This window comes from Streptomyces sp. NPDC026377 (assembly GCF_055567715.1).
In genome coordinates this window covers 391,888-415,231 of record NZ_JBVHPV010000001.1, presented here as the reverse complement: position 1 = coordinate 415,231, position 23,344 = coordinate 391,888, and the positions used below count along the sequence as shown (strand labels likewise).

The 23,344-nt window shown below is 74.2% G+C and carries 18 protein-coding genes; 8 read left to right on the top strand and 10 right to left on the bottom strand.

Annotated elements, in window-relative coordinates; genetic code table 11:
* The first annotated feature begins 294 nt into the window (after positions 1-294).
* Both ACZ4MU_RS01685 and ACZ4MU_RS01680 read left to right on the top strand, forming a co-directional pair.
* Positions 295-486, top strand: coding sequence for a hypothetical protein (locus tag ACZ4MU_RS01685; protein ID WP_467869649.1), 192 nt, complete (start codon positions 295-297; stop codon positions 484-486).
* Positions 487-660: 174 nt separating this feature from the next.
* On the top strand, positions 661-1,869 hold the full coding sequence (locus ACZ4MU_RS01680) for a glycosyltransferase 87 family protein (RefSeq protein ID WP_467869647.1): 1,209 nt from the start codon (positions 661-663) through the stop codon (positions 1,867-1,869).
* A 102-nt stretch (positions 1,870-1,971) separates the two neighbouring features.
* Here the strand turns inward: ACZ4MU_RS01680 and ACZ4MU_RS01675 are convergent, their stop codons facing one another.
* Positions 1,972-3,621: a DNA repair helicase XPB gene (locus ACZ4MU_RS01675; RefSeq protein ID WP_467869645.1), complete on the bottom strand. Its 1,650-nt coding sequence runs from the start codon at positions 3,619-3,621 to the stop codon at positions 1,972-1,974.
* 488 nt (positions 3,622-4,109) lie between these two features.
* Positions 4,110-6,737, bottom strand: a complete 2,628-nt coding sequence (locus ACZ4MU_RS01670) for a helicase-associated domain-containing protein (RefSeq protein WP_467869643.1) — start codon at positions 6,735-6,737, stop codon at positions 4,110-4,112.
* Positions 6,738-6,818: 81 nt separating this feature from the next.
* Between ACZ4MU_RS01670 and ACZ4MU_RS01665 the strand changes: the two genes are divergently transcribed.
* Both ACZ4MU_RS01665 and ACZ4MU_RS01660 read left to right on the top strand, forming a co-directional pair.
* A complete protein-coding gene (locus ACZ4MU_RS01665; RefSeq protein WP_467869641.1) occupies positions 6,819-7,841 on the top strand; it encodes a hypothetical protein in 1,023 nt (340 codons plus the stop codon).
* Positions 7,842-8,130: 289 nt separating this feature from the next.
* A complete protein-coding gene (locus tag ACZ4MU_RS01660) occupies positions 8,131-8,835 on the top strand; it encodes an HAD family hydrolase (protein ID WP_467869639.1) in 705 nt (234 codons plus the stop codon).
* Here the strand turns inward: ACZ4MU_RS01660 and ACZ4MU_RS01655 are convergent.
* Positions 8,832-9,080, bottom strand: coding sequence for a hypothetical protein (locus tag ACZ4MU_RS01655; protein ID WP_358831508.1), 249 nt, complete (start codon positions 9,078-9,080; stop codon positions 8,832-8,834). The genes ACZ4MU_RS01660 and ACZ4MU_RS01655 overlap by 4 nt on opposite strands.
* Positions 9,081-9,253: 173 nt before the next feature.
* Here ACZ4MU_RS01655 and ACZ4MU_RS01650 point away from each other — a divergent pair, with 173 nt between their 5' ends.
* The gene (locus ACZ4MU_RS01650) at positions 9,254-9,637 is read left to right on the top strand and encodes a cold-shock protein (RefSeq protein ID WP_067162767.1); all 384 of its coding nucleotides are present in this window, start codon (positions 9,254-9,256) and stop codon (positions 9,635-9,637) included.
* A 10-nt stretch (positions 9,638-9,647) separates the two neighbouring features.
* Here the strand turns inward: ACZ4MU_RS01650 and ACZ4MU_RS01645 are convergent, their stop codons facing one another.
* From ACZ4MU_RS01645 to ACZ4MU_RS01630, 4 genes are read right to left on the bottom strand one after another with little or no spacing between them, the layout of a single operon-like run.
* Entirely contained in the window at positions 9,648-10,505 is an 858-nt protein-coding gene (locus ACZ4MU_RS01645; protein WP_467869636.1) for a 1,4-dihydroxy-6-naphthoate synthase, read from the bottom strand.
* Complete coding sequence (locus ACZ4MU_RS01640) at positions 10,498-11,136, bottom strand: futalosine hydrolase (protein ID WP_467869634.1); 639 nt, start codon at positions 11,134-11,136, stop codon at positions 10,498-10,500. Before ACZ4MU_RS01640 ends, ACZ4MU_RS01645 begins: the two co-directional genes overlap by 8 nt.
* A gap of 13 nt (positions 11,137-11,149) precedes the next feature.
* Positions 11,150-11,644: a DUF2771 domain-containing protein gene (locus ACZ4MU_RS01635; protein WP_467869632.1), complete on the bottom strand. Its 495-nt coding sequence runs from the start codon at positions 11,642-11,644 to the stop codon at positions 11,150-11,152.
* Positions 11,645-11,671: 27 nt separating this feature from the next.
* Entirely contained in the window at positions 11,672-13,018 is a 1,347-nt protein-coding gene (locus ACZ4MU_RS01630) for an MFS transporter (protein ID WP_467869630.1), read from the bottom strand.
* Positions 13,019-13,309: 291 nt separating this feature from the next.
* Here ACZ4MU_RS01630 and ACZ4MU_RS01625 point away from each other — a divergent pair, with 291 nt between their 5' ends.
* Both ACZ4MU_RS01625 and ACZ4MU_RS01620 read left to right on the top strand, forming a co-directional pair.
* Positions 13,310-14,215, top strand: a complete 906-nt coding sequence (locus ACZ4MU_RS01625) for a DUF3027 domain-containing protein (RefSeq protein ID WP_467869628.1) — start codon at positions 13,310-13,312, stop codon at positions 14,213-14,215.
* A 690-nt stretch (positions 14,216-14,905) separates the two neighbouring features.
* Positions 14,906-18,040: a sacsin N-terminal ATP-binding-like domain-containing protein gene (locus ACZ4MU_RS01620; protein WP_467869626.1), complete on the top strand. Its 3,135-nt coding sequence runs from the start codon at positions 14,906-14,908 to the stop codon at positions 18,038-18,040.
* Between the two features lie 440 nt (positions 18,041-18,480).
* On the opposite strand, the gene ACZ4MU_RS01615 is transcribed toward ACZ4MU_RS01620, so the two are convergent.
* Both ACZ4MU_RS01615 and ACZ4MU_RS01610 read right to left on the bottom strand, forming a co-directional pair.
* Positions 18,481-20,901: an HAD-IC family P-type ATPase gene (locus ACZ4MU_RS01615; RefSeq protein WP_467869624.1), complete on the bottom strand. Its 2,421-nt coding sequence runs from the start codon at positions 20,899-20,901 to the stop codon at positions 18,481-18,483.
* Positions 20,902-21,029: 128 nt separating this feature from the next.
* Positions 21,030-21,302 carry a DUF2530 domain-containing protein gene (locus ACZ4MU_RS01610; RefSeq protein WP_467869622.1) on the bottom strand — a complete coding sequence of 91 codons (273 nt, stop codon included), beginning with the start codon at positions 21,300-21,302 and terminating at the stop codon, positions 21,030-21,032.
* A 238-nt stretch (positions 21,303-21,540) separates the two neighbouring features.
* On the opposite strand from ACZ4MU_RS01610, the gene ACZ4MU_RS01605 reads away from it, so the two are divergent.
* Entirely contained in the window at positions 21,541-22,989 is a 1,449-nt protein-coding gene (locus ACZ4MU_RS01605) for an NCS2 family permease (protein ID WP_467869620.1), read from the top strand.
* A 21-nt stretch (positions 22,990-23,010) separates the two neighbouring features.
* Here ACZ4MU_RS01605 and ACZ4MU_RS01600 read toward each other — a convergent pair whose 3' ends face one another.
* On the bottom strand, positions 23,011-23,193 hold the full coding sequence (locus ACZ4MU_RS01600) for a ribbon-helix-helix protein, CopG family (RefSeq protein ID WP_369378181.1): 183 nt from the start codon (positions 23,191-23,193) through the stop codon (positions 23,011-23,013).
* Positions 23,194-23,344: the final 151 nt, after the last annotated feature.

Sequence of the window (23,344 nt, the reverse complement as noted above, 5' to 3'; positions counted from 1 at the left end):
CGGGAGGCTGATCGGGCGGGATCGCCTTGCGGCTTCGGCGGCCGGCCGGTTTCCGTCCGGGCGGCGGCGCTCCTCGGAGGGAGGCGGGGAAGCGGCGATTGTAGTCAGGGGGCCGGGGAGGGGCGAACGAATTTTCCCGGACGCGGTCCGGACTCCGGGGGAGCCCCTAGGGAGCGGGGTCCTACGGGGTCCTACCCGTAGGGGACGGGGGTGGACCAGAGGTGGACGCGGGGGGCCGGGCGGTTCCGACCGCAGAGCGATGAAAGAGGAGGGGCCCGGGAGCACCATGGATACATGAGCCCCGTGACCTTCACCCCCGCGCCCACCGTCCCGGCTCCCCGGGGCGCGACCGCCACCGGCGCCGAGCACTCCCCGCACCGCGTCGGCAACGCCCTGCGCGCCGCCAAGGCCTTCGCGGGCGCGGCCCTGAGCGTCGTCGTCCTCGGGGAGTACTCGGAAGAGGCGGGCGTACGCCGCCACCGCTGACCCGCCCCCGAGCCAAGTACCTCGCCGGTACCCCCAAGGGGCGCGGGGAACTGCGCGCCCAGCCACCGGCGACCCGCAGCCGAACGCCCGGCCCGCTCCCTCACCCCACCCCCTCACCCCGCCCCCCGCCGAGCCTGCCCCGGCGCGCTCGTCGGATCCTCTAGGGTCACGGCCGTGAAGTACCGGAACGTGATCGGCCGTTCGCACAGAGCCATATCCGCCGCGGTCGCCAAGCCCGCGACCGGCGTCGTCCTGCTCGCCGTCTCCCTCACCGCGCTGGCAGCGCTCTGCCTCGCCCTGCGCGTCCCCATGGCGGACGCCCTGGTCTACCGGGCGGAGGGCGCGGCCGTCGCGCACGGCACCGATCTGTACGGCTTCACCGTCACCCGCTGGCACCTGCCCGCCACCTACCCGCCGTTCGCCGCGCTCCTCTTCGTACCGACGACCTGGCTCCCCGTACCGGTGCTCAAGGCCGCCTTCGCCGTCGGCAACGCGCTGCTGCTGGCCCTGCTCGTACGGCTCTCGTGCCGGTTCGCCCGGATCGCCCCCCGGCCCGCCGCCCTGCTCGGCGCCACCGCCGCCGGGCTCTGGCTCGAACCGGTCTTCCAGACGCTGCTCTTCGGCCAGATCAACCTCGCGCTGACCTGCCTGGTCCTGTGGGACCTCACCAGAGCGCCCGGCGCCCCGGGCAAGGGCCTCGCGACCGGCGTGGCGGCGGGCGTCAAGCTCACCCCCGCGCTCTTCCTGCTGTACGCGCTGCTCAGGGGGCGGTGGCGGGAGGCGGGAACGGGCGCCGCCGCCTTCGCCGGGACCGTGCTGCTCGGCGGGCTCGTCCTGCCCGGCGCCAGCGTGGACTTCTGGACGCGGCGGCTCTTCGAGACCGACCGGGTCGGCAAGGTGTGGATCGTCGACAACCAGTCGCTCCAGGGCCTGGTGGCCCGGCTGCTCCACACGCCCGCGCCCGGCGCGGCGGGGGTAGCGGTGGCGTCGCTCGTCGCCGTGGCCGGGCTGTGGACCGCCCGCCGGGCGCCCGAGCGGTGGGGGGTCCTGGTCACCGCCCTGACCGCCCTGCTCGTCTCCCCGGTCAGCTGGTCACACCACTGGGTGTGGTGCGTGCCGCTGCTGGCGGTCCTGGTGGCCGAGGGGCGGACCCGTACCGCCGTCGCCGTGGCGGTGGTGTTCACCGCGCGCACGCTGTGGCTGGTGCCGCACGAGGGGGAGCTGGACCTCCATCTCCCCTGGTGGCAGCAGCCGTTGGCGTCACCGTACGCGCTGCTGGGACTCGCCCTGTCAGCCCAGGCCGCCACCCGCCTGCGGCCCGGCGGGGGCTCGCCGCGCAGCTTCCCCGCCCCGCTGGCGGGCGTCCAGGAGGGGCGCACCTGAGGGGCGCGGGGAACCGCGCGGGCAACCGGCCACGGTCCGCGGACAATGACCGGCCGATCGGGCGCCCGGAGAACCGCGGGACTCAGCCCACGTCAGCCCATGTCAGCCCACGTCCCCCGCGAGCAGATCGTCCGCGTCCACGATCCGGTACGCGTACCCCTGCTCCGCCAGGAACCGCTGGCGGTGCGCCGCGAAGTCCTGGTCGAGGGTGTCGCGGGCCACCACCGAGTAGAAGTGCGCCTGGTGGCCGTCGGCCTTCGGGCGCAGCACCCGGCCCAGCCGCTGGGCCTCCTCCTGGCGGGAGCCGAAGGTGCCGGAGACCTGGATGGCGACCGTCGCCTCGGGCAGGTCGATGGAGAAGTTGGCGACCTTGGAGACGACGAGCACGGAGATCTCGCCCTGCCGGAAGGACTCGAAGAGCTTCTCGCGCTGCGCGTTGGGCGTCTCGCCCTTGATCACCGGCGCGTTCAGATGCTCGCCCAGCTCGTCGAGCTGGTCGATGTACTGCCCGATGACGAGGATCTGCTGACCCGCGAACTTGCGCACCAGCGCCTCGGTGACCTTCCGCTTGGTGGCGGTGGTCGCGCAGAACCGGTACTTCTCCTCGGTCTCGGCGGTCGCGTACGCCAGCCGCTCGGCGTCGGTCAGATTGACCCGGACCTCCACGCAGTCGGCGGGCGCGATGTAGCCCTGCGCCTCGATCTCCTTCCACGGCGCGTCGAACCGCTTCGGCCCGATCAGCGAGAAGACGTCCGACTCGCGGCCGTCCTCGCGGACCAGGGTGGCGGTGAGCCCGAGGCGGCGCCGGGCCTGGAGGTCGGCGGTGAACTTGAAGACCGGCGCGGGCAGGAGGTGCACCTCGTCGTAGACGATCAGCCCCCAGTCCCGGGAGTCGAAGAGCTCCAGGTGCGGGTACACGCCCTTCCTGCGGGTGGTGAGCACCTGGTAGGTGGCGATGGTGACGGGCCGGATCTCCTTGCGCGTCCCGCTGTACTCGCCGATCTCCTCCTCGGTCAGTGAGGTGCGCTTGACCAGCTCGTGCTTCCACTGCCGGGCCGAGACGGTGTTGGTGACCAGGATGAGCGTGGTGGCCTTGGCCTGCGCCATGGCGCCCGCGCCCACCAGTGTCTTGCCCGCGCCGCAGGGCAGCACCACAACCCCGCTGCCGCCGTGCCAGAACCCCTCGACGGCCTGCTTCTGGTACGGGCGCAGCGCCCAGCCGTCCTCGGCGAGCTCGATGGGGTGGGCCTCGCCGTCCACGTACCCCGCGAGGTCCTCGGCGGGCCAGCCGAGCTTGAGCAGGGTCTGCTTGATCTGGCCGCGCTCGGAGGGGTGCACCGCGACCGTGTCCGCGTCGAGCCGGGCGCCGACCAGCGGGACGATCTTCTTGGAGCGCAGGATCTCCTCCAGGACCGGCCGGTCGGTGCTGGTCAGCACCAGGCCGTGGACGGGATGCTTGCTCAGGGTGAGCCGTCCGTAGCGCGCCATCGTCTCCGCGACGTCGACGAGCAGGGCGTGCGGCACGGGGTAGCGGGAGAACTCCACGAGCGCGTCCACCACCTGCTCGGCGTCGTGCCCGGCGGCGCGCGCGTTCCACAGCCCCAGCGGGGTCAGCCGGTAGGTGTGGATGTGCTCCGGCGCCCGCTCCAGCTCGGCGAAGGGGGCGATGGCGCGGCGGCAGGCGTCGGCCTGCTCGTGGTCGACTTCCAGAAGCAGGGTCTTGTCCGACTGGACGATCAGTGGCCCGTTCACGTACCTACATCCCTCCGCAGGTGCCAAACCTCCAGTGTGCCTCAGCGGGGCGGGGGTGGGGGCGGGGTGGGCTCGGTGTTCCCCGGCGGCCCTGGTCGGCCGGGTCTTTGTCTGCGGGTGGGTGGTGGGTTGCTCGCGCAGTTCCCCGCGCCCTTGGTCGGCCCGGGCTTTGTCTGCACGTCGGTGGTGGGCCGGTCGCGCAGTTCCCCGCGCCCCTGGGGGTTGGGGTTCGCCGGAGAGACCAGCTCAGCCACAGGCTTTTGGGGGCGCGGGGAACTGCGCGAGAAGCGACCACGGTCCGCAGACGAACGAGGCTTTTGGGGGCGCGGGGAACTGCGCGACCGGCCCACCACGGGCCCGCAGATGAACAGCGGCCTTTCAGGGGCGCGGGGAACTGTGCGAGTGGGCACCCGCCGGGCCGCAGGTGAGCCCCGGGCCGGGCAGGTGCGGGCAACCACACGCCGCCGCAGCCACGCCCCCGCGCGAGCTCACGCCGGGTCGTCCGCCAGTTCCGCCACCCCGGTGATCCGGTGCAGCGGATACGTGCGCACCTCGTCGGCCGTGTGGTCGTACCCCGTCACGAACCCACCCTCCACCCGCACCGGCGCGATCACCCGCTGGCTGGCGGCGCCGTCCGCGTTGACGTAGCCGATCCACAGCGCCGAGCCCGTCATCACCGCGGCCTGGACGGTGGCCAGCGTCTCGGCGGCCGTGGTGCGCGGCAGCCCGCCCGGCTCGGCGGGGACGGTACGCGGCGCCTCCTTGCGTACGACCGTGGCGGCCTCGTCGCCCGCCCGGATCGCCCGGACCGCCGCGCCCAGCAGCGTCTCGTCGGGCACCGGCGGACCGTCCGGCACGGGCGCGGGGGCACTGCGGGGCGGGGTGCGGCGGGTGTCGGCGCGGGTGATCACCACATCGCCCTCGGCGGACTCGGCGGCCGGGGCGTACCCCATCGCGCGCAGCCCTTCGAGGAGCGCGGCGGGGTCGGCCTGGGCGGCGAGCACGGTCGGAGCGAGCCGGCGCAGGCGCAGCCCCGCGGACCGCTTGTCCGCGACGATCTCGTCGAGCAGCGCGTCGTCGTCGCAGCGTACGTACGCCGACGCGGCGCCGACCCGGAGGTGGCCGTGGCGGCGGGCCACGTCGTCGATGAGGTAGCTGAGCGGCTGCGGGACGGGCGTGGCGCTGTGCGCGGCGAGGAAGGCGTGCAGGTCGGAGGCGGCCTGCCCGGCGTCGAGGGCGCGGCGCACGGAGGCGGGCGTGAACCGGTACACCGTCGCGCCGCCCTTCGACTCGATGTCCGCCAGCACGCTCATGGCCGCGGCGAGCGGGCGCCGCAGCGGGCCGGGCGCGACGGCGGTGAGGTCGGCCTGGAGCAGGACGTGGTCGACGGGCTCGGGCAGGTGCGGCGCGAGCGCGGCGGCGGCCGCGAGACCGGAAGGCGGGGCCGTGGCGGCGCCCGGACGAGCCGCCTTCTGGGCGCCATCGTCGCCCCCACCGGGACGGGCCGCCTTCGGGGTGCCCCCGTCGCCGCCCCCGGCGAGCAGCGCCCGCCCGTGCCCGGCGAGCGCGCCCCGGCCCGTCACGCCCAGCCACTCCGCCTCGGCCAGCGTCCACCGGGCCAGCCGGGGCCGCAGGTCCTCGGGGCCGGTGCGCGCCGGGTGCTCCCAGCGCAGCCGGGCCAGCAGCGTCTCCGGGTCGGGCGCGGTCCCCTCGGGCAGCAGCGCGAGCAGGGCCAGCACCCGGTGGCGGACCTCCGGGGCGGGGGAGCGGTCCAGGTCGGGGCCGAGGGCCGCGAGGGTGCGGGCCCGGGCGTCCTGGTCGCCGACCAGGCCGGGCGTACGGGTCGCGGTGAGCCACGCGGCGGCCAGCCGCGACCAGCGCTCGGCGGGCGGCAGGTCCAGCCAGTCGTCGTACGCGGGCGTCGGCGCGTACCGCTCGTCCGCCTCCCCGTCGGACGCCAGCAGCCCCGCCGCGTAGGCGAGTTCGAGCCAGAAAGCGGCGGCCTGCTCGGTGGTGTCCAGGGCGGCGGCCGTACGTTTCAGGTCACGCACGCTCAGGCCGCCCGCGCGCAGCACGGCGGGCCCGCCCTCGTTCCACTCGGCCAGCAGGTCCTCGACCATGGTCAGCGCGGTGAGCGCCTGCCCCGCCGCCGCGGAGTCCACCACCTGCGGCTTGTACTCCCGGGCCGGCGCGACGGCGGGCGCCACCGGCTCGGGCGCCCGGTGTGCGCGCCCGGCGCGCAGATGCAGGGCGGCCTCGCGCGGCAGGACCACCGTGCGCGCCGAGGTCGGCAGCAGCAGCCCGTGGTCGCGCAGCCAGCGGACGGGCGGCGCCGGATCCGCCGACACCTCGCCGTACGGCGGCCCCCACACCAGCCGGTCGAGCACCGCGAGCGCCTCCGGCGGGGCGGTGTCCAGCAGGTGCGACATCCGCGTCCGGTCGGTGAAGAGCGAGGTCAGCGCGGCGACGGCGGAGACAGCGTCATGGGTGGCCGGGAGCCCGGCCGCCTGGAGGATCTCCTGCACCCGCCCCGGCGACATCCCGGCCGTGGCCTCGGCGACGGTCGGGCCGAGGCCGGTGGGGGAGGGGTGCGCGGGGGAGGGCGCCAGCAGCTCGCGGGCGGTGCGCACCAGCCGCAGCCGCTCGTCGGTTCCCCACACCAGCGCCTGCTCCCGCAGCCCCGCGAGCGCCCCAGGCAGCGCCTCCTCGACGGCCGCGTCGCCCTCGTCGCCCGCCAGCAGGGCCAGCAGGACGGGGTAGGGCGCCGGGTCGGGCGCCACCGCCAGCGCCTGCGCGGTCTGGAGCGCGAACCGGTCGAGCCGCTCCAGCGCCCGCACGACCGAGGCCCGGGTCCCGGCGCGGGTGGCCAGCTGGGTCAGGTCATTGGGTACGGGAGTGAGCAGATCGGGCCGGGCGCGCAGGAGCGCGGCGAGGGAGGAGTCGGGGCGGGAGCGGAGCGCTTCGGCGAGGGTGCGGGGTGCGGCGGGTGCGGCGGACGCGCGGGTGCCGCCGGTGGTGGCGTCGGCGGCGGCGTCGCTGTCGGTACCGCTCACTCCACCCGCTCCGGTCGCTGCTTCGGACACGTGCGCCTCCTGGTCGCGCTCGCCGGTCCCCATCCGCCCCACGGTAGCCGCTGCGCGCTACCGTCAGGGCAGGGAGGCGGCGGCGGGCCCCGGCGGGGCACGAAGGGGAACGGTGTGGGGATCGAGAGCGACCAGCTGGTCTACGACTACCTGAGCCGGGTCGGCGACCTGGCCCAGCGGCGGCAGCTGCCCTCCGCGGCACGGATGCGGCTGGTGTCCGGGCTGCGCGACGAGATCGACCGCAGACGGGCGAAGTTCGGCGCCGACAGCCCGGCGGCGGTCCGCCGGATCCTGGGGCGGCTCGGTACGCCGGACGAGGTGGTGGAGTCCGTCTCGACGGCCGGGGCGTACGAGGCGCCGCCGGAGGTGGAGACGGCGGGGCGGGGGGTGCCGGGGCAGCGGGACGGGGGCCGGGGGCGCCGCCAGATCTTCCCGCGCCCGCGCGAGTCGTCCCCGCCGTCCCCTCCCGCGCCGGCGTCCCCACCCCCTCCGGCGACGGCCGCGTCGCCGCCGCACCTCGCGGGCATGGACGAACTCGGCCCCTCCGGCGGCGAACCGGACTGGTGGCGGATCGAACCGGGACCCTTCGGTGGCGGCGCCGGGGAGTCGGTGGCGGGGTTCGTGGGCGGGGTGGAGATCCCGGAGATACTGCGGCCGCCGGAGGAGTTGGGGAAGGGGGAGGGGGTGGCGGGGGCCGGGGCCGGGGCCGCCGACGGCCCCGCCCCGGGGGCCGTCGCGGGGCCCGTCGAGGAGGAGCTTCCCGCGCCCCGGAGGGGCTGGCGGACGGTTCTCCCGCGCCCGTCCTTCTCCAGCCCGCTGCTGGTGGTCGCCGCGGCGCTGCTGGTGGTGGGCGCGGCCCTGGGCAACTGGCCGGCCCTGGGCGGGGGCTGGCTCCTTGCGTACGTGACGCGCCGCCTGACGCCCGCGGAGACGAAGTGGGCGGTCCTGGGCGTGCCCGGCCTGGCGGTGGCCGCGGGCGCGGTGTGGCTGTGGGGCCGCCGGGACGGGCGGTGGGGGGCGCCCATCGCTGAGGGGGCGATGGGGGATGCGGTGGTGGGGGTGTGGCCGTGGGTGGTGCGGGGGGCGGCGCTGGGGTCGGCAGCATTCCTGCTCTGGCGAGCGCGCCGCCCGCGCTGAGGGGGTGCCTGCGGTTCGGCTGCGGGGGGTGTGTGGCCCGGTCTTTGCCTGCGGGTGGTGGCGGGTTGCTCGCGCAGTTCCCCGCGCCCCTGGGGGGCCGAGGGTGGGTTTCCGGGTGCGGGGGGCTGCCTTAGGGGCGCGGGGAACTGCGCGATCAGCCCAGCACGGTCCGCGGGTGAAAGGCGGGGGCCGGGGGGCAGCCCCACATGGGGGGCTGGGGGTGTGGTCCCAGGGAGGGTCGCCTTCGCCCCCGGAGGGTTCAGGGGAGGGGCGGGGTGGGGGAGACACAATGGGGGGCATGGCTACGCGTACCGTCGGGTTCGACCTCGACATGACCCTCATCGACTCCCGCCCCGGCATCCACGCCTGCTACACCCGCCTCGCCGAAGACACCGGCACCCCCATCGACGCGGACGCGGCCGTCAGCCGCCTCGGCCCCCCACTGGAGTGGGAGCTGAGCCACTGGTTCCCCGAGGACCGCATCCCGGAGATGGTCGCGCGGTACCGCGAGCTGTACCCCACGTACGCCATCCACCCCACCCCCGCCCTCCCCGGCGCCGCCGACGCGATACGCGCCGTCCAGGAGCTCGGCGGCCGCGCCATCGTGGTCACCGCCAAGAACCGGCCGCAGGCCGGCCTGCACCTCACCCACCTCGGTCTTGAGCCCGACGAGCTGATCGGCGGGCTGTGGGCGGAGGCCAAGGCGGAGGCGCTGCGCGCGCACGGCGCCACGGTGTACGTCGGCGACCACACCGGCGACATCCGCGGCGCCCACGCCGCGGGCGCGCTCTCGGTGGCCGTACCGACCGGCCCGATCGGCGCGCGGGAGCTGCGCGAGGCGGGCGCGGACGTCGTCCTCGCCGACCTCACGGAGTTCCGCCCGTGGTGGAAGGCGCACGTCAGCGCCGAGAACGCCGAGAACGCCCAGAACGCCCAGAACGCCCAGAACGCCGAGAACGCCCAGAACGACGGGTACGCCCAGAACGCCGTCTAGGCCGCCCCGCGCCCCGCCCGTACCGACCGCACCACACCCGCCCCGGCGATGAGGAAGCCGACGCCCATCAGCATGCACACCGCGTAGGCGACGGGCGGGAACGGGGACGTGTGCAGGAACAGCGGCGCCACCGTGACCAGCGTGGCGAGCGCGCCGACGAAGAAGACGATGACACCGGCGCGAACCAGCCGGTCCCCGCTGTTCGACTCGTCCCTGGCCGAATTCGCTTGGGTTTCGTTACTCACTCGGTCAGGGTAGTTCCCTGCCCGTAAGGACCCGCCGGGACGTCTTGTCAGCAGCCTCTGGACCATTAGCCTTGGTGTCGGCGGGTCCCAAGGCGGCCCGCTGCAGTGCTATCCAGAGCCGTTCTCCGCGGCGCCCCGAGCACCCGACGACGAGTACGAGGACGAGGACAGACGTGCCTACCGGCAAGGTCAAATGGTTCAACAGCGAGAAGGGCTTCGGCTTTCTCTCCCGCGACGACGGCGGCGACGTCTTCGTCCACTCGTCCGTGCTCCCCTCCGGGGTCGAGACACTCAAGCCCGGCCAGCGCGTCGAGTTCGGCGTGGTCGCGGGCCAGCGCGGTGACCAGGCTCTCTCGGTGACCGTCCTCGACCCGGCCCCCTCGGTCGCCGCGGCCCAGCGCCGCAAGCCCGACGAACTGGCCTCCATCGTCCAGGACCTGACGACACTGCTGGAGAACATCACGCCGATGCTGGAGCGCGGCCGCTATCCCGACAAGGCGGCCGGCAAGAAGATCGCCGGACTGCTGCGGGCGGTGGCGGACCAGCTCGACGTCTAGCGGACCCGCGTCACACGAAGGCGAGCGCGTCGCGGCCGAGCGGAGGCACGAGCCCCTCGGCCGCGGCCCGTGTCAGCAGCCCCCGCACCGCCGCGTAGCCGTCCTCGCCCAGGTCGTGCGTGAACTCGTTGACGTAGAGCCCGATGTGCTGGTCGGCCACCGCCGGGTCCATCTCCTGGGCGTGCTCCCGTACGTACGGCCGGGAGGCCTCCGGGTCGTCCCAGGCCATGCGGACGGACGTCCGGACGACCTCGGCCAGCTCGGCCAGCCGGGCCTCGCCGAGCGAGCGGCGGGCGATGATCGCGCCCAGCGGGATGGGCAGCCCCGTCGTGGACTCCCAGTGCTCACCCATGTCGGCGAGCGAGTGCAGCCCGTACTCCCGGTAGGTGAAGCGGGCCTCGTGGATGACGAGTCCGGCGTCCACCCGGCCGTCGCGCACGGCGGGCATGATCTCGTGGAACGGCATCACGACGACCTTGCCGACCCCGCCGGGCACCACGTCGGCCGCCCAGAGCCGGAAGAGCAGATACGCCGTCGAGCGCTCGCTCGGCACGGCGACGGTCCTGCCCGTCAGGTCCACACCGGGCTCGCGGGTGAGCACCAGCGGGCCGCAGCCGCGCCCCAGCGCCCCGCCGCAGGGCAGCAGGGCATAGTCGTCGAGGACCCAGGGCAGCACGGCGTACGACACCTTCAGCAGGTCGAAGCCGCCGTCGCCGGGACCACGTTCGGCGATGCCGTTGGTGACGTCGATGTCCGCGAAGGTGACGTCGAGTTCGGGCGCGCCGGGGACGCGGCCGTGCGCCCAGGCGTCGAAGACGAAGGTGTCGTTGGGGCAGGGCGAGTAGGCGATACGCAGCGGCTCAGTCATGACCGTTCCAACTCTCCAGTACGGGCGGGAGCTTCCCGAAGGCGTCGGTGAGTGCGGCGAGCGCGTCCCCGATCCGCCAGGCGGAACGGTCGCGCGGCCCCACGGCGTTGGAGACGGCCCGGATCTCCAGGACGGGAACGCCCTGCTGGGCGGCGGCCTCCGCGACCCCGAAGCCCTCCATCGCCTCGGCGGCGGCCCCCGGGTGGCGGGCGGCGAGCTCCGCGGCGCGGGCGGCGGTGCCGGTGACGGTGGAGACGGTGAGGACGGGCCCGTACGCGGCGCCGACGGCCTCGGCGGCCGCCCGCGCGAGCGGCTCGGGCGGCAGATGGGCGCAGCGCCCGAACCCGAGCGCCTCGACATCGACGTACCCCTCGGGCGTGTCGGCCCCGAGGTCGGCGGCGACGATCCGGGAGGCGACGACGAGGGCCCCGACCGGGGCGAGGGGCGCGAAACCGCCGCCGATCCCGGCGCAGACGACCAGGTCGTACGGGGTACGGGCCAGGGCCGCGGCGGTGGCTGCGGCGGCCGAGGCGGGGCCCACGCCACCGGCCAGGACGTCCGCGCCCGCCGGGCACGCCCTCGTGACCGCGTCCCGCTCCGCAGGGACGGCGGTCACGACCAGGACGCGCATGTCAGCCGTCGTCTCAGCTGTCGTCGCGCTTGAGCGTGAAGCTCCAGACCGACTTGGGCTTGTTGTCGTCGTTGACCTGAATGATGTTGATCTTCTTGCTCTTGGGCGTGGCACCCTGCCCGCCCGTCGCGAAGACGTCCGCGTTCGGGAACGAGCGGTACGTCTTGTTCGACGGCTCGGTGATCGGGTTGCCGTCGAGGACCGCGACCCACTTGTCACCGTCCTCCACGACGTCCGGGTCCACGCCCAGACGCATGGTGGCGCCCGGCGAGTACTTGATGGTCTTCGAGGTCTTCACGCTGCTCAGGCAGGTGGTGAGCTTCTCCTCGGAGAGCACCTTGCCGTCGTTGCGGCAGGCGGCCTCGGCGTGCACCGAAGTCGTCCCGACCGTCACGGTCGCGAGGGGCGTCGGCTTGTCGCAGGCGGAGAGGACGAGGAGGCCGACGGAGACAGCGCCCAGGGCGATGCCGGCCCGGCGGGCCTTACCGGAGGTGAACGAGGCGGTCATGAGCCGAAGGCTATCGGTCCCTCGTGATCACGCCACGCGCGGGTGTGGTGTGCCGCGCCGCGACGAGCTCAGCAGCCCCCGTACGGACGTGAGGGCGCCCACCGCGAGCAGCCCCGCGGCGACCGACATCCCGAGCACGCCGTTGAGCGGCAGCACGATCCCTATGGCACCGCCCAGCACCCACGACATCTGGAGCGCGGTCTCCGAACGGGCGAACGCGGAGGTACGGACCTCCTCGGGCACATCGCGCTGGAGCATCGCGTCCAGGGACAGCTTCGCCAGCGCCTGGGTGAAGCCCGCGGTCGCACCGAGCACCGCCATCAGCACCCCGCTGAAGAACGCCGCCGCGCACACCCCCGCGCCCAGCGCGGCGAGGAGCGCCGCCACGATGATGATCTCCGGGCCCCGCGAGCGCAGCATCGAGCCCGCCGCCGTGCCCAGCGCGTTGCCGACGCCCGCCGAGACACCGACCACGCCCAGCGACACGGCGGCGCTCTGCCCGGACAGCGGGTGCTCGCGCAGCAGGAACGCCAGGAAGAAGATCAGGAAGCCGGAGAGCGCGCGCAGGGCCGCGTTGGCGATCAGCCCGCTGCGCACGGACGAGCCGACCGAGCTCAGCCCCGGTTTGCGGCCCGCGCGCTCGACGAGCCCGGCCTTGCTCTCCCCCTTGGCGGAGTCCACCTTGTGGTCGAGCGTGAAGGCCAGGAACGTCCCCGTCACGAAGAGGCAGAACGCCCCGTAGAGCGGCCACTCGGGCCCCACGTGCTGGAGCCCCGCGCCGATGGGGGCCGCCGCGGCCGTCGCCAAGAGTCCCGCGAGCGTGACTCTCGAATTGGCCTTGACCAGCGAGAACGCCGGTGGCAGCAGCCGGGGCACGACCGCGCTGCGCACCACTCCGTACGCCTTCGACGCCACCAGGACGCCCAACGCAGCCGGATACAGCTCCAGGCCGCCGGTGGCGACCGCGCCCGACATGGTGAGCGCGAGCAGCGCCCGCGCCAGCATGGCGCCCGCCATCGCGGCGCGCCGGCCGTGCGGCATCCGGTCGAGCAGCGGGCCGATCACCGGGGCCAGCAGGGTGAAGGGCGCCATCGTGATCGCCAGATACAGCGCGACCCGGCCGCGTGCCTGGTCGGTGGGGACGGAGAAGAAGACGGTGGACGCCAGGGCGACGGTGATCATGACGTCGCCGGCGCCGTTCACGGCGTGCAGTTCGATGAGTTTGCCCAGGCCCGACTCACCGGCGCCATGGGCGTGTGTCGCCTTTCGGATGGAACGCGCGGTGCCTGTGAAGGGCAGATGCAGCGCTCGGCCGACCGTCCGCCCCGCCCTGCGGAGGGGACCGGCCGTGTCGACGGACCTCGCGGTAGCCACGCAGTCATAGTGCCCCAACCCCGTCTGACCATGACGTACCGACAGGGATTCGGACCGGCAGGTGGGCCGCGGGCCGCGAAGGGGGTAGCGTGACAGGCGCGCCGCCCGCGGCTGCTCATGGCCGCGCGCCTCTCCGCGATCCCGCAGAATGGATGGCGAAAGGCGCGCCCCTGATCAGTTCACGGCCCGGGCGCGGACGTCGACGCGGCCCCCTGGTCCGCTCCGTCCGCGACTCGTACGTACGCGGTCCCCGGCGCACCCGTGAGACGGCGTAGGAGAGAAGCGAGACCTGTGAGTGCTGCGACGACGCGAAGCCGTACCCCCGACCGCCTGTGCGCCGAAGCGGTCGACCTCGCCCGGGAGGCGGCCGAGGAGGCCGCCGCGCCCGGGGTGGTCGGAGAGCACGTATCGGTGGTGGCCGAGGGCGACCGGGTCGTCACGCACTTCTTCGAGTGCAAGGAACCGGGGTACCGGGGCTGGCGCTGGGCGGTGACCGTCGCGCGGGCCTCCCGCGCGAAACTGGTCACGCTCGACGAGACCGTCCTGCTGCCGGGGCCGGACGCCCTCCAGGCCCCCGAATGGGTGCCGTGGAGCGAGCGGCTGCGCCCCGGGGACATGGGCCCCGGCGACCTGCTGCCCACCGAGGCGGACGACCCGCGCCTGGAGCCCGGCTACAGCGGGGAGGACGCCCCGCCGCCGAACTCGGCCGTCTCCGAGGAGATGGCCGAGCGGGTCGAGGCGGAGGACGCGGAGCTGGTGGCCCGTCCCGGCACCGCGCGCGGCTCGATCGCGGCGGTGGCCGAGGAGCTCGGCATGCGCCGGGCGCGTGTGCTGTCCCGGTACGGGCTGCACGCGGCGGCGGACCGCTGGGACGAGTCGTTCGGCGCGAAGACCCCGATGGCGCAGGCGGCGCCGGCGTCCTGTGAGTCGTGCGCGTTCCTGGTCCCGCTGGCGGGATCGCTGCGGCAGGCCTTCGGGGTCTGCGCGAACGAGTTCAGCCCCGCGGACGGTCGTGTGGTGTCCCTGTCCTACGGCTGCGGCGGCCACTCGGAGGCGGCGGTCATGCCGAAGCCTCCGCGGCCGTCTGCGCCGGTGCTGGACACGATGGGGGCGGATGCGCTGGGGTTGCGTTCTGTGGGGGGCAGTGGGTCTGTGGGGGCGGCGGACGAGGACTCGGAGGACCTGGGCCACTCGTGACGCGCTGAGCCCTCCTCCGGGGCGTCCCCCCCCGGCCCCCCGGGCGGGGCTGCGCCCCGCGCCCCGTGCGACCGGATGATGCGTGCGGGTGGCGCCGGGGTGCTCGCGCAGTTCCCCGCGCCCCTTTTGGCCGGGGCTCGGTCTGCGGGCCGGTGGTGGGCTGGTCGCGCAGTTCCCCGCGCCCCTGTTCCGTCCGGGCTTCGTCTGCGGCCCGGTGGTGGGTTGCTCGCGCAGTTCCCCGCGCCCCTGAAGGGGCCGGCTTTTGTCTGCGGGTGTGTGGGGGGTTGCCCGCGCAGTTCCCCGCGCCCCTCAAGGGGGTGGCCGGCACCCGGCGAACGAGGCTCGGCCCAGGCTTTCGGGGGCGCGAGCAGCCGCCCAGGACGCAGACGAGTTCCGGGCCCCGAAGGGGCGCCGCGGGGAACTGCGCGACCAGCCGAGGTCGACCGTCGGACGAGGTCCGGCCCTTGAGGGGCGCGGGGAACTGCGCGACCAGCCCACCACCGGGCCGCAGACGAACTCCGGGCCCGATAGGGGCGCGGGGAACCGCGCGACCAGCCGACCACCAGCCCGCAGGCGAACCCCGGGCCGCACTGGGCCCCCGGGTCGGGGCGGAGCCCGGGTGGGGCTCGGGGGGCGTCGGGGCGCGGGGGAGTGGGGACGCGGTACCTTCGGGCGCAGGGTTGGTTACCGATGCGGTGGACGCGAGAAGCGGGGTACGGCGTGATCGTGAAGGCAACGGCGGACGAGGGGCTGGACCCCTTCGGGACGGCGCGGCTACGCCGCGGCGTAGTGGACGCCTGGGCCACCACCCCCACCCGCTTCCGCGAGGACGCCAACGCCGAGGAGGACCTCGCCCTCGGCGGCTACCGCGACCGCCTCGTCGTCGAACTCGCCCAGAACGCCGCCGACGCCGCCGCCCGCGCCGGCGTCCCGGGCCGGCTGCGGCTCACCCTCCACCCCGGCGCCCCCGGCGAGCAGTCCGTCCTCGCCGCCGCCAACACCGGCGCCCCCCTGGACGCCACCGGCGTGGAGTCGCTGTCCACCCTGCGCGCCTCCGCCAAGCGCCGCGACGCCGGCACGGCCGTCGGCCGGTTCGGCGTCGGCTTCGCCGCCGTCCTCGCCGTCAGCGACGAACCCGCCGTCGTCGGCCGCACCGGCGGCGTCCGCTGGTCGCTCGCCGAGGCCCGCGACATCGCCGCCGAGGCCGCCCGCTTCAGCCCCGGCCTCGGCGACGAACTGCGCCGCCGCGACGGCCACGTACCCCTGCTGCGGCTCCCGCTGCCCGCCGAGGGCTTCGCGCCGGAGGGGTACGACACCGTCGTCGTGCTGCCGCTGCGCGACGAGCCCGCCGAGGACCTCGTCCACCGCCTCCTCGCCGCCGTCGACGACGCCCTGCTCCTCACCCTCCCCGGCCTCGTCGAGGTCGTCATCGAGACCCCGGACGGCTCCCGCGTACTGCGCCGCTCCGAGCGCGACGGGTACGTCCACATCGACGACACCCGGGACGGGGCCAACCGCTGGCGGGTCGAGAGCGCGAGCGGCCCCCTCACCGCCGACCTGCTCGCCGACCGCCCCGTCGAGGAGCGGCTGCGGCCCCACTGGTCGGTCACCTGGGCCGTCCCCGTGGACCTGGACGGCGCCCCTCGGCGGCCTCGTACCGCCCCGGTCGTCCACGCCCCCACCCCCACCGACGAGCCCCTGGGCCTGCCCGCCCTGCTCATCGCCTCGCTGCCGCTGGACACCGCCCGGCGCCACCCGGCCCCGGGTCCGCTGACCGACTTCCTGGTGGAGCGCGCCGCCGACGCGTACGCCCGGCTGCTCGGCGACTGGGAGCCCGTCTCGACCGGCACCGTCGACCTCGTACCCGGCCCGCTCGGGCGGGGCGAGCTGGACGGGGCGCTGCGCGCGGCGGTCCTGGAGCGGCTGCCCCGCATCGCCTTCCTCGCCCCGGCCGCGCCCTCCGAAGAGCTGCCCGCGCTGCGGCCGTTCGAGGCCGAGGTGGTCGAGGGGGCGGGCGCGGACACCGTGAAGGTGCTGGCCGAGGTGCTGCCCACGCTGCTGCCCGCGGGCCTGGAGCGCCGGGCCGAGCTGCGGACCCTGGGCGTGGGGCGGCTGCCGCTCGGGGACGCCATCGAGCGCATCGGCGGCGCCGAACGCGACCCGGCGTGGTGGCACCGCCTCTACGACACGCTCGCCGGGGTGGACCCGGACCGCCTCTCGGGGCTCCCGGTGCCGCTGAGCGACGGGCGTACGGCCATCGGCCCGCGCCAGATCCTGCTGCCCCTGGCCGACACCCCCGCCGACCTCACCCGCCTCGGTCTGAAGGTCGCGCACGCGGACGCCGCCCACCCCCTCCTGGAGAAGCTGGGCGCCCTCCCCGCCACCCCCCGGGCCGTCCTGACCACCCCTCAGGTGCGGGCCGCCGTCGCCGCCTCCCTGGACAGCGGCGAGATCTGGGACGAGGACGCGCTCGACGCCGAGGAACTCGCCGAGACCGTCCTGACGCTGGTACGGGACGCCGCGCTCGAACCCGGCGAGGAGCCGTGGCTCGGCGCGCTCGCCCTGCCCGACGAGGACGGTGAGCTCGCCCCCGCCGGTGAACTCGTTCTGCCCCACAGCCCCTTCGCCTCCGTCATCCGTTCCGGCGAACTCGCCGAGGTGGACGGCGAACTGGCCGCCCGCTGGGGTGAGCAGCCGCTCGCCGCGTGCGGGGTGCTGGCCACGTTCGCGCTGGTCCGCGCCACCGACGTCGTCCTCGACCCGGATGAACTTGAACCCCGCGATGGCGACTTCGCCGAGCCCGACGACGCCGGACTGCTCGACGCGGTCGACGTGTGGTGCGAGGACGTCCTCGACCGGCTGCCCCACACGCCCGTACCGCCCGTGGCCACCGAGATCGTCGCCGTGCGCGACCTCGACCTCGTCGACGACGACGCCTGGCCGCAGGCCCTCGCGATGCTGGCGCGGCCGCCGCTGCGGGACGCGCTCACCCAGCCCGTACGGATCCTGCTGCCGGATGGCACGACGGAGACGGTCCGCCCGTACACGGCGTGGTGGCTGCGCGGCCATCCCGTCCTCGGCGGGCGCCGCCCGGCGGGTCTGCGCGCGGCCGGGTCCGACCCGCTGCTCGCCGGTCTGTACGAGACCGCCGACGCGACCGGGTTCGACGACGAGCAGGTGCTGCGGGCGCTCGGCGTCCGTACGTCGGTGGCGGCGCTGCTCGACGAGCCCGGCGGCGCGGCCGAGCTGCTGGGCCGCCTCGCGGACCCCGACCGCCCGGTCTCGGACGCCCAGCTGCACGCCCTGTACACGGCCCTGGCCGACCTGGACCCCGAGCAGGTGACGCTCCCCGACGAGCTGCGGGCGGTGGTGGACGGGGAGGTACGGGTCGTGGACGCGGCGGACGCGCTGGTGGCGGACGCGCCGGATCTGCTGCCGCTGGCGTCCGGGGTGCCGCTGCTGCCGGTCGCCCCGGCGCGGGCGGCCGAGCTGGCGGAGCTGCTCCAGGTCCGCGGCCTGGGGGAGACCGCCCAGGCGCAGGTGACGAGCGTCGGGACCGAGCGGGAGGTCCCGGAGGCGGTCCGGGTCCTGCTCGGCCCCCGGGTGCCGTCGCACTACGTCGAGCACGAGGAGCTGCTGGCGGGCGGGGTGGAGCTGGACTGGCACCGCGCGCCGGACGGAACGGTTCACGCGGCGACGCTGGAGGGGGTGGCGGCGGGGCTGGCGTGGGCTGCGGGGCAGTGGCCGCGGCGGTTCGAGGTGGGGGCTCTGCTGGAGGACCCGTCGCGAACAGCGGAACTGTCCCGAGCGCGCTGGTTCGACTAGGGGCCCACCCCCCAAACCCGAGCGGGACTACGCCCCGAACCCGAGCCGGGGCTACGCCCCTGCACCCGCTGCCGGGCTGCGCCCCGGCCCCCGTCTGTCACCTGCGGCCCGGTGGGGGCTGATCGCGCAGTTCCCCGCGCCCCTGAAGGGGCCCGGTCTTCGTCTGCGGCCCGTGGTGGCTTGCTCGCGCAGTTCCCCGCGCCCCCAAGCACCTGGGGGCGCGGGGAACTGCGCGAGCAACCGCCCACGGCCCGCAGACGAGGTCCGGCCCGACAGGGGCGCGGGGAACTGCGCGACCAGCCACCCCACAACCGGCAGCCGAAGTCCCGGCCCGACAAGGGGCGCGGGGAACTGCGCGAGCGGCCCACCACTCATCCGCAGACGAACCCCCGGCCGACAGGGCCGCGGGGAACCGCGCGCTCGACCACAGACGGGCGGGGCTAGGCATCCGTCCCGCGGCGCGACAACCACCTCCAAGCCCCCTCCAACCCCACAGCCCCCACCACCGCAACCCCCACCGCCGCCCACGGCAGTGTCGTCCCCACCAGGCGCAGGGCGAAGAACGTCTGGAGCCACGGGACCGCCAGGACCAGGAGGAAAGCCGCGCCCATCGCCGCCACCAGGGCTATCCGCCACCACGTGTACGGGCGGGCGATGATCGCCAGGACCCACATCGACACCAGGAACAGCGTCAGCGTCGCCGCGCTGGTCTCGGCCTCGCGGGCGCCCGGGCCCTCGTAGTAGTGCCGCGCCAGCATGTACGTCGCGAAGGTCGTCCCCGCCGCGATCGCCCCGCCGGGGATCGCGTACCGCATCACCCGCCGTACGAAATGCGGCTTGGCCCGTTCCGTGTTGGGGGCCAGCGCCAGGAAGAACGCCGGGATCCCGATCGTCAGGGTGGAGAGGAGCGTCAGATGCCGCGGCAGGAACAGGTATTCCACCTGCGTGCACACGACGAGTAGCGCGAGCAGCACCGAGTACACCGTCTTGACCAGGAACAGCGTCGCCACCCGCGTGATGTTGCCGATCACCCGGCGCCCCTCCGCCACCACCGACGGCAGTGTGGCGAAGCTGTTGTTCAGCAGGACGATCTGGGCCACCGCCCGCGTCGCCTCCGAGCCCGACCCCATCGAGACGCCGATGTCCGCGTCCTTGAGGGCCAGGACGTCGTTGACGCCGTCGCCCGTCATGGCCACCGTGTGCCCGCGGGACTGGAGCGCCGCCACCATGTCCCGCTTCTGCTGCGGTGTCACCCGCCCGAACACCGCGTGGGAGTCCAGGACCTCCGCCATCTCCGCCTGCCCGTCGGGCAGCTTCCGCGCGTCCACCGTGCCGGACGCGCCCGGCATGCCCAGCTTCCCGGCCACCGCCCCCACCGACACCGCGTTGTCACCGGAGATGACCTTCGCGTGGACGTCCTGCTCCTCGAAGTAGCGCAGGGTCTCCCCCGCGTCCGGCCGCAGCCGCTGCTCCAGCACCACCAGAGCCGTCGCCCGCGCGTCCGCCGCCACCCGCGGGTCGTCCAGTTCGCGCCGGGCCCGGGCCAGCAGCAGGACGCGCAGGCCCTGTTCGTTGAGGGAGTCGATCTCCGCGAGCGACGGGTCGCCCGCCGGCAGCAGGACGTCAGGCGCGCCGAGCAGCCACGTCGAGTTCTCCCCGTCGCCCTCGCTGAACGCCGCCCCGCTGTACTTGCGCGCGGAGGAGAACGGCAGCGACTCCGTGCACCGCCACTCCTCGCTGTCCGGATACGCGTCGATGATCGCCTGGAGCGAGGCGTTGGGACGCGGGTCGGACTCGCCGAGCGCGCCGAGCACCTTGCGTACGTAGGCCTCGTCCGCGCCGCCCAGCGGGTGCAGCTCCGTGACGTCCATGCCGCCCTCGGTGAGCGTGCCGGTCTTGTCGAGGCAGACCACGTCCACGCGCGCGAGGCCCTCGATCGCCGGGAGCTCCTGCACCAGGCACTGCTTGCGGCCGAGCCGGATCACCCCGATGGCGAAGGCGACCGAGGTGAGCAGGACGAGCCCCTCCGGGATCATCGGGACGATCCCGCCCACCGTGTACGCGACCGACTGCTTGAAGTCGTCGTCCTTGACCACGAGCTGGCTGATCACCAGCCCGATCGAGGTCGGGACCATCAGCCACGTCACGTACTTGAGGATCATCGAGATGCCCGAGCGCAGCTCGGAGTGGACCAGGGTGAAGCGGCTGGCCTCCTCCGCGAGCTGCGCCGCGTACGCCTCGCGGCCGACCTTCGTCGCGGTGAACGCGCCGCCACCCGCGACCACGAACGACCCGGACATCACGCGCTCGCCGGGCTTCTTGAGGACCGGGTCGGCCTCACCGGTCAGCAGCGACTCGTCGACCTCAAGGCCGTCGGCCTCCACCACCTCGCCGTCGACCACGACCTTGTCGCCCGGCCCGAGCTCCACCAGGTCGCCCAGGACGATCTCGGAGGTGGAGATCTCGGTGGCGCTCCCCTCGCGCCGCACGGTCGGCTTGGCCTCGCCGATGAGCGCGAGCCCGTCGAGGGTCTTCTTGGCGCGCAGCTCCTGGATGATGCCGATGCCCGTGTTGGCGATGATCACGAAGCCGAAGAGGCTGTCCTGGAGCGGCGCCACGAAGAGCATGACCAGCCAGAGCAGGCCGATGATCGCGTTGAAGCGGGTGAAGACGTTGGCGCGGACGATCTCGCCGGTGGAGCGGCTGCTGCGCAGCGGTACGTCGTTGACCTCGCCCCGGGCGACGCGTTCGGCGACTTCGGCGGTGGTCAGACCGGTGGCCCGGCCGGACGCCTCGGGCGGCGGCACGGGGTGGACGGGGTCGAGTTCCGCCCCGGCGTCGATATTGGCGCGCTGCGTCATGTTTTCGACGGTACGGGGGGAATTCCCGCTTCACCTGCCGGGAACGTCGAACATCAGACCAGGGGAGGAGGCGAATGGTCCCGTGGCGGTATGCCCGCGAGGGGAGCCTCCACCCGCTGCCGGCGCCCCTACGGCTTCCCCGCCGCCGCTTCCCGATCCGCCGCGTGCCGCTTGAGGGCCGCGTCGCGTCCGCGGACGTACCAGATGCCGATCAGACCGAGACCGCCGCCGGCCAGGCACGTCCACACCCACCACAGATGGCCGTGGTCGTCGAACCAGCCGTAGAACGGCAGCTGGACCAGGAAGAGGACGAACCAGAGGATCGTGCCGCCGGTGATGGTGGCGACGACCGGCCCTTCCAGGGGCTCCGGCGCCTCGTGCTTCGGGGTCCACTTCTCCATGCGATCAGTGTAGGGGGAGGTCCGTACGGCCCCGGCGGACCGCTCGCGGCCTCCCGCGACCCGGGCGCCCCTTGTGTCTACGCGCGGAGATAGCGATCTTCGTCTGATGTATTCATACTGAAACGGCTTACGGCTGACTCGTTTTGTTCGTTGAAACGTCCAAAGAAGTTCGGGTAAAGCCGCTTTTCCGCAGTGCGCAGCTCTCCCTCCCCGCCCCGTCTCACGACTGAGGTTCCGCATGTCCCCGTCGGCCACCGCCAAGGTCGAAGCGCCCCAGCCCGCCCCGAAGCCGCCGGCCAACGCCGTGGACCGGTACTTCAAGATCTCCGAGCGCGGTTCCACCGTCGCCCGGGAGGTCCGCGGCGGCTTCGCCACCTTCTTCGCGATGGCCTACATCATCGTGCTGAACCCGATCATCCTCGGCAGCGCCAAGGACATGTACGGCCACCAGCTCGACGGCGGCCAGCTGGTCACCGCCACCGTGCTGACCGCCGCCTTCACCACGCTCCTGATGGGCGTCATCGGCAACGTGCCGATCGCGCTGGCCGCGGGGCTCGGTGTGAACACCGTGGTGGCCCTCCAGCTGGCGCCCCGGATGAGCTGGCCCGACGCGATGGGCATGGTCGTCCTCGCGGGCTTCGTGGTGATGATCCTGGTCGCCACCGGGCTGCGCGAGCGCGTGATGAACGCGGTGCCGCTGGGCCTGCGCAAGGGCATCGCGATCGGCATCGGCCTCTTCATCATGCTGATCGGCCTGGTCGACTCGGGCTTCGTCTCCCGTATCCCGGACGCCGCGCACACCACCGTCCCGCTCCAGCTCGGCGGCAACGGTCATCTGCTCGGCTGGCCGGTCCTGGTCTTCGTCCTCGGCGTCCTGCTCACCCTGGCGCTGCTGGTCCGCAGGACGCCCGGCGCGATCCTCATCTCCATCGTGGTGATGACCGGCGTCGCGATGATCATCAACGCCGTGGCCACCGTCCCGTCCTGGGGCCTGACCACCCCGACCTGGCCCGGCAACCCGGTCGCCAGCCCCGACTTCGGCCTGGTCGGCGAGGTCAGTCTGTTCGGCGGCTTCGACAAGGTCGGTGTGCTGACCGGTGTCCTGTTCGTCTTCACCGTGCTGCTGTCCTGCTTCTTCGACGCCATGGGCACGATCATGGGCATCAGCGACGAGGCGGAGCTGACCGACGCCGAGGGCAATATGCCGGGCATCAACCGGGTGCTGTTCGTGGACGGCATCGCGGTCGCGGCGGGCGGTGCCTCGTCCTCCTCGGCCACCACCTGCTTCGTGGAGTCCACCGCGGGCGTCGGCGAGGGCGCGCGCACCGGCCTCGCGAACGTGGTCACCGGCGGTCTGTTCACCGTCGCCCTGTTCCTGACCCCGCTCGCCACCATGGTCCCGTCCCAGGCGGCCACCCCGGCGCTGCTGGCGGTGGGCTTCCTGATCCTGTCCGGCTCCATCCGGCAGATCGACTGGGACGACTGGACGATCGCGATCCCGGCGTTCGTGACGATGGTGATGATGCCGTTCACGTACTCGATCACCAACGGCATCGGCATGGGCTTCCTCACCTTCACGGTGCTGCGCCTGGTGGCGGGCCGCGGGCGTGAGGTGCCGGTGGCGATGTACGTCGTCTCGGCGGTGTTCGCCTTCTACTACCTGATGCCGGCCCTTGACCTGACGTAGCCGGTCCGGCCGGGGGCCGCGCTAGGCCGCCCCGTAGAACTTCTCCGTCTCGTCGACCGCGGCGTTGAACCGCTCGTCGAAATCGTCGCGAATGAGCGTCCGGACCACATAGTCCTGGACGCTCATTTGCCGTTTGGCGGCATGCTGCCGGAGCCGTTCGAGCAGCTCACCGTCTATCCGCAGGCTGAGCACGCTGGTCCCCATGGGACGAGGGTCGCCGCAGCCCCCGCCCCGGTGCGTCACTTTTCCGACGAGCCTCACTCGTTCGGGTGATGTGGGGCGGGGTGTACGGGGCGGGGTGTGGCCACCGTTACAGCGCGGCGGTGGTGCTTCGGCTGGTATTTAGCCAGAGTAA

Coding starts and splice junctions, on each gene's coding strand:
- ACZ4MU_RS01685 (WP_467869649.1), top strand. CDS start 295: ATGAGCCCCGTGACCTTCACCCCCGCGCCCACCGTCCCGGCTCCCCGG.
- ACZ4MU_RS01670 (WP_467869643.1), bottom strand. CDS start 6,737: ATGGGGACCGGCGAGCGCGACCAGGAGGCGCACGTGTCCGAAGCAGCG.
- ACZ4MU_RS01660 (WP_467869639.1), top strand. CDS start 8,131: ATGGGGGGCATGGCTACGCGTACCGTCGGGTTCGACCTCGACATGACC.
- ACZ4MU_RS01645 (WP_467869636.1), bottom strand. CDS start 10,505: ATGACTGAGCCGCTGCGTATCGCCTACTCGCCCTGCCCCAACGACACC.
- ACZ4MU_RS01640 (WP_467869634.1), bottom strand. CDS start 11,136: ATGCGCGTCCTGGTCGTGACCGCCGTCCCTGCGGAGCGGGACGCGGTC.
- ACZ4MU_RS01635 (WP_467869632.1), bottom strand. CDS start 11,644: ATGACCGCCTCGTTCACCTCCGGTAAGGCCCGCCGGGCCGGCATCGCC.
- ACZ4MU_RS01620 (WP_467869626.1), top strand. CDS start 14,906: ATGCGGTGGACGCGAGAAGCGGGGTACGGCGTGATCGTGAAGGCAACG.
- ACZ4MU_RS01615 (WP_467869624.1), bottom strand. CDS start 20,901: ATGACGCAGCGCGCCAATATCGACGCCGGGGCGGAACTCGACCCCGTC.
- ACZ4MU_RS01610 (WP_467869622.1), bottom strand. CDS start 21,302: ATGGAGAAGTGGACCCCGAAGCACGAGGCGCCGGAGCCCCTGGAAGGG.
- ACZ4MU_RS01605 (WP_467869620.1), top strand. CDS start 21,541: ATGTCCCCGTCGGCCACCGCCAAGGTCGAAGCGCCCCAGCCCGCCCCG.
- ACZ4MU_RS01600 (WP_369378181.1), bottom strand. CDS start 23,193: ATGGGGACCAGCGTGCTCAGCCTGCGGATAGACGGTGAGCTGCTCGAA.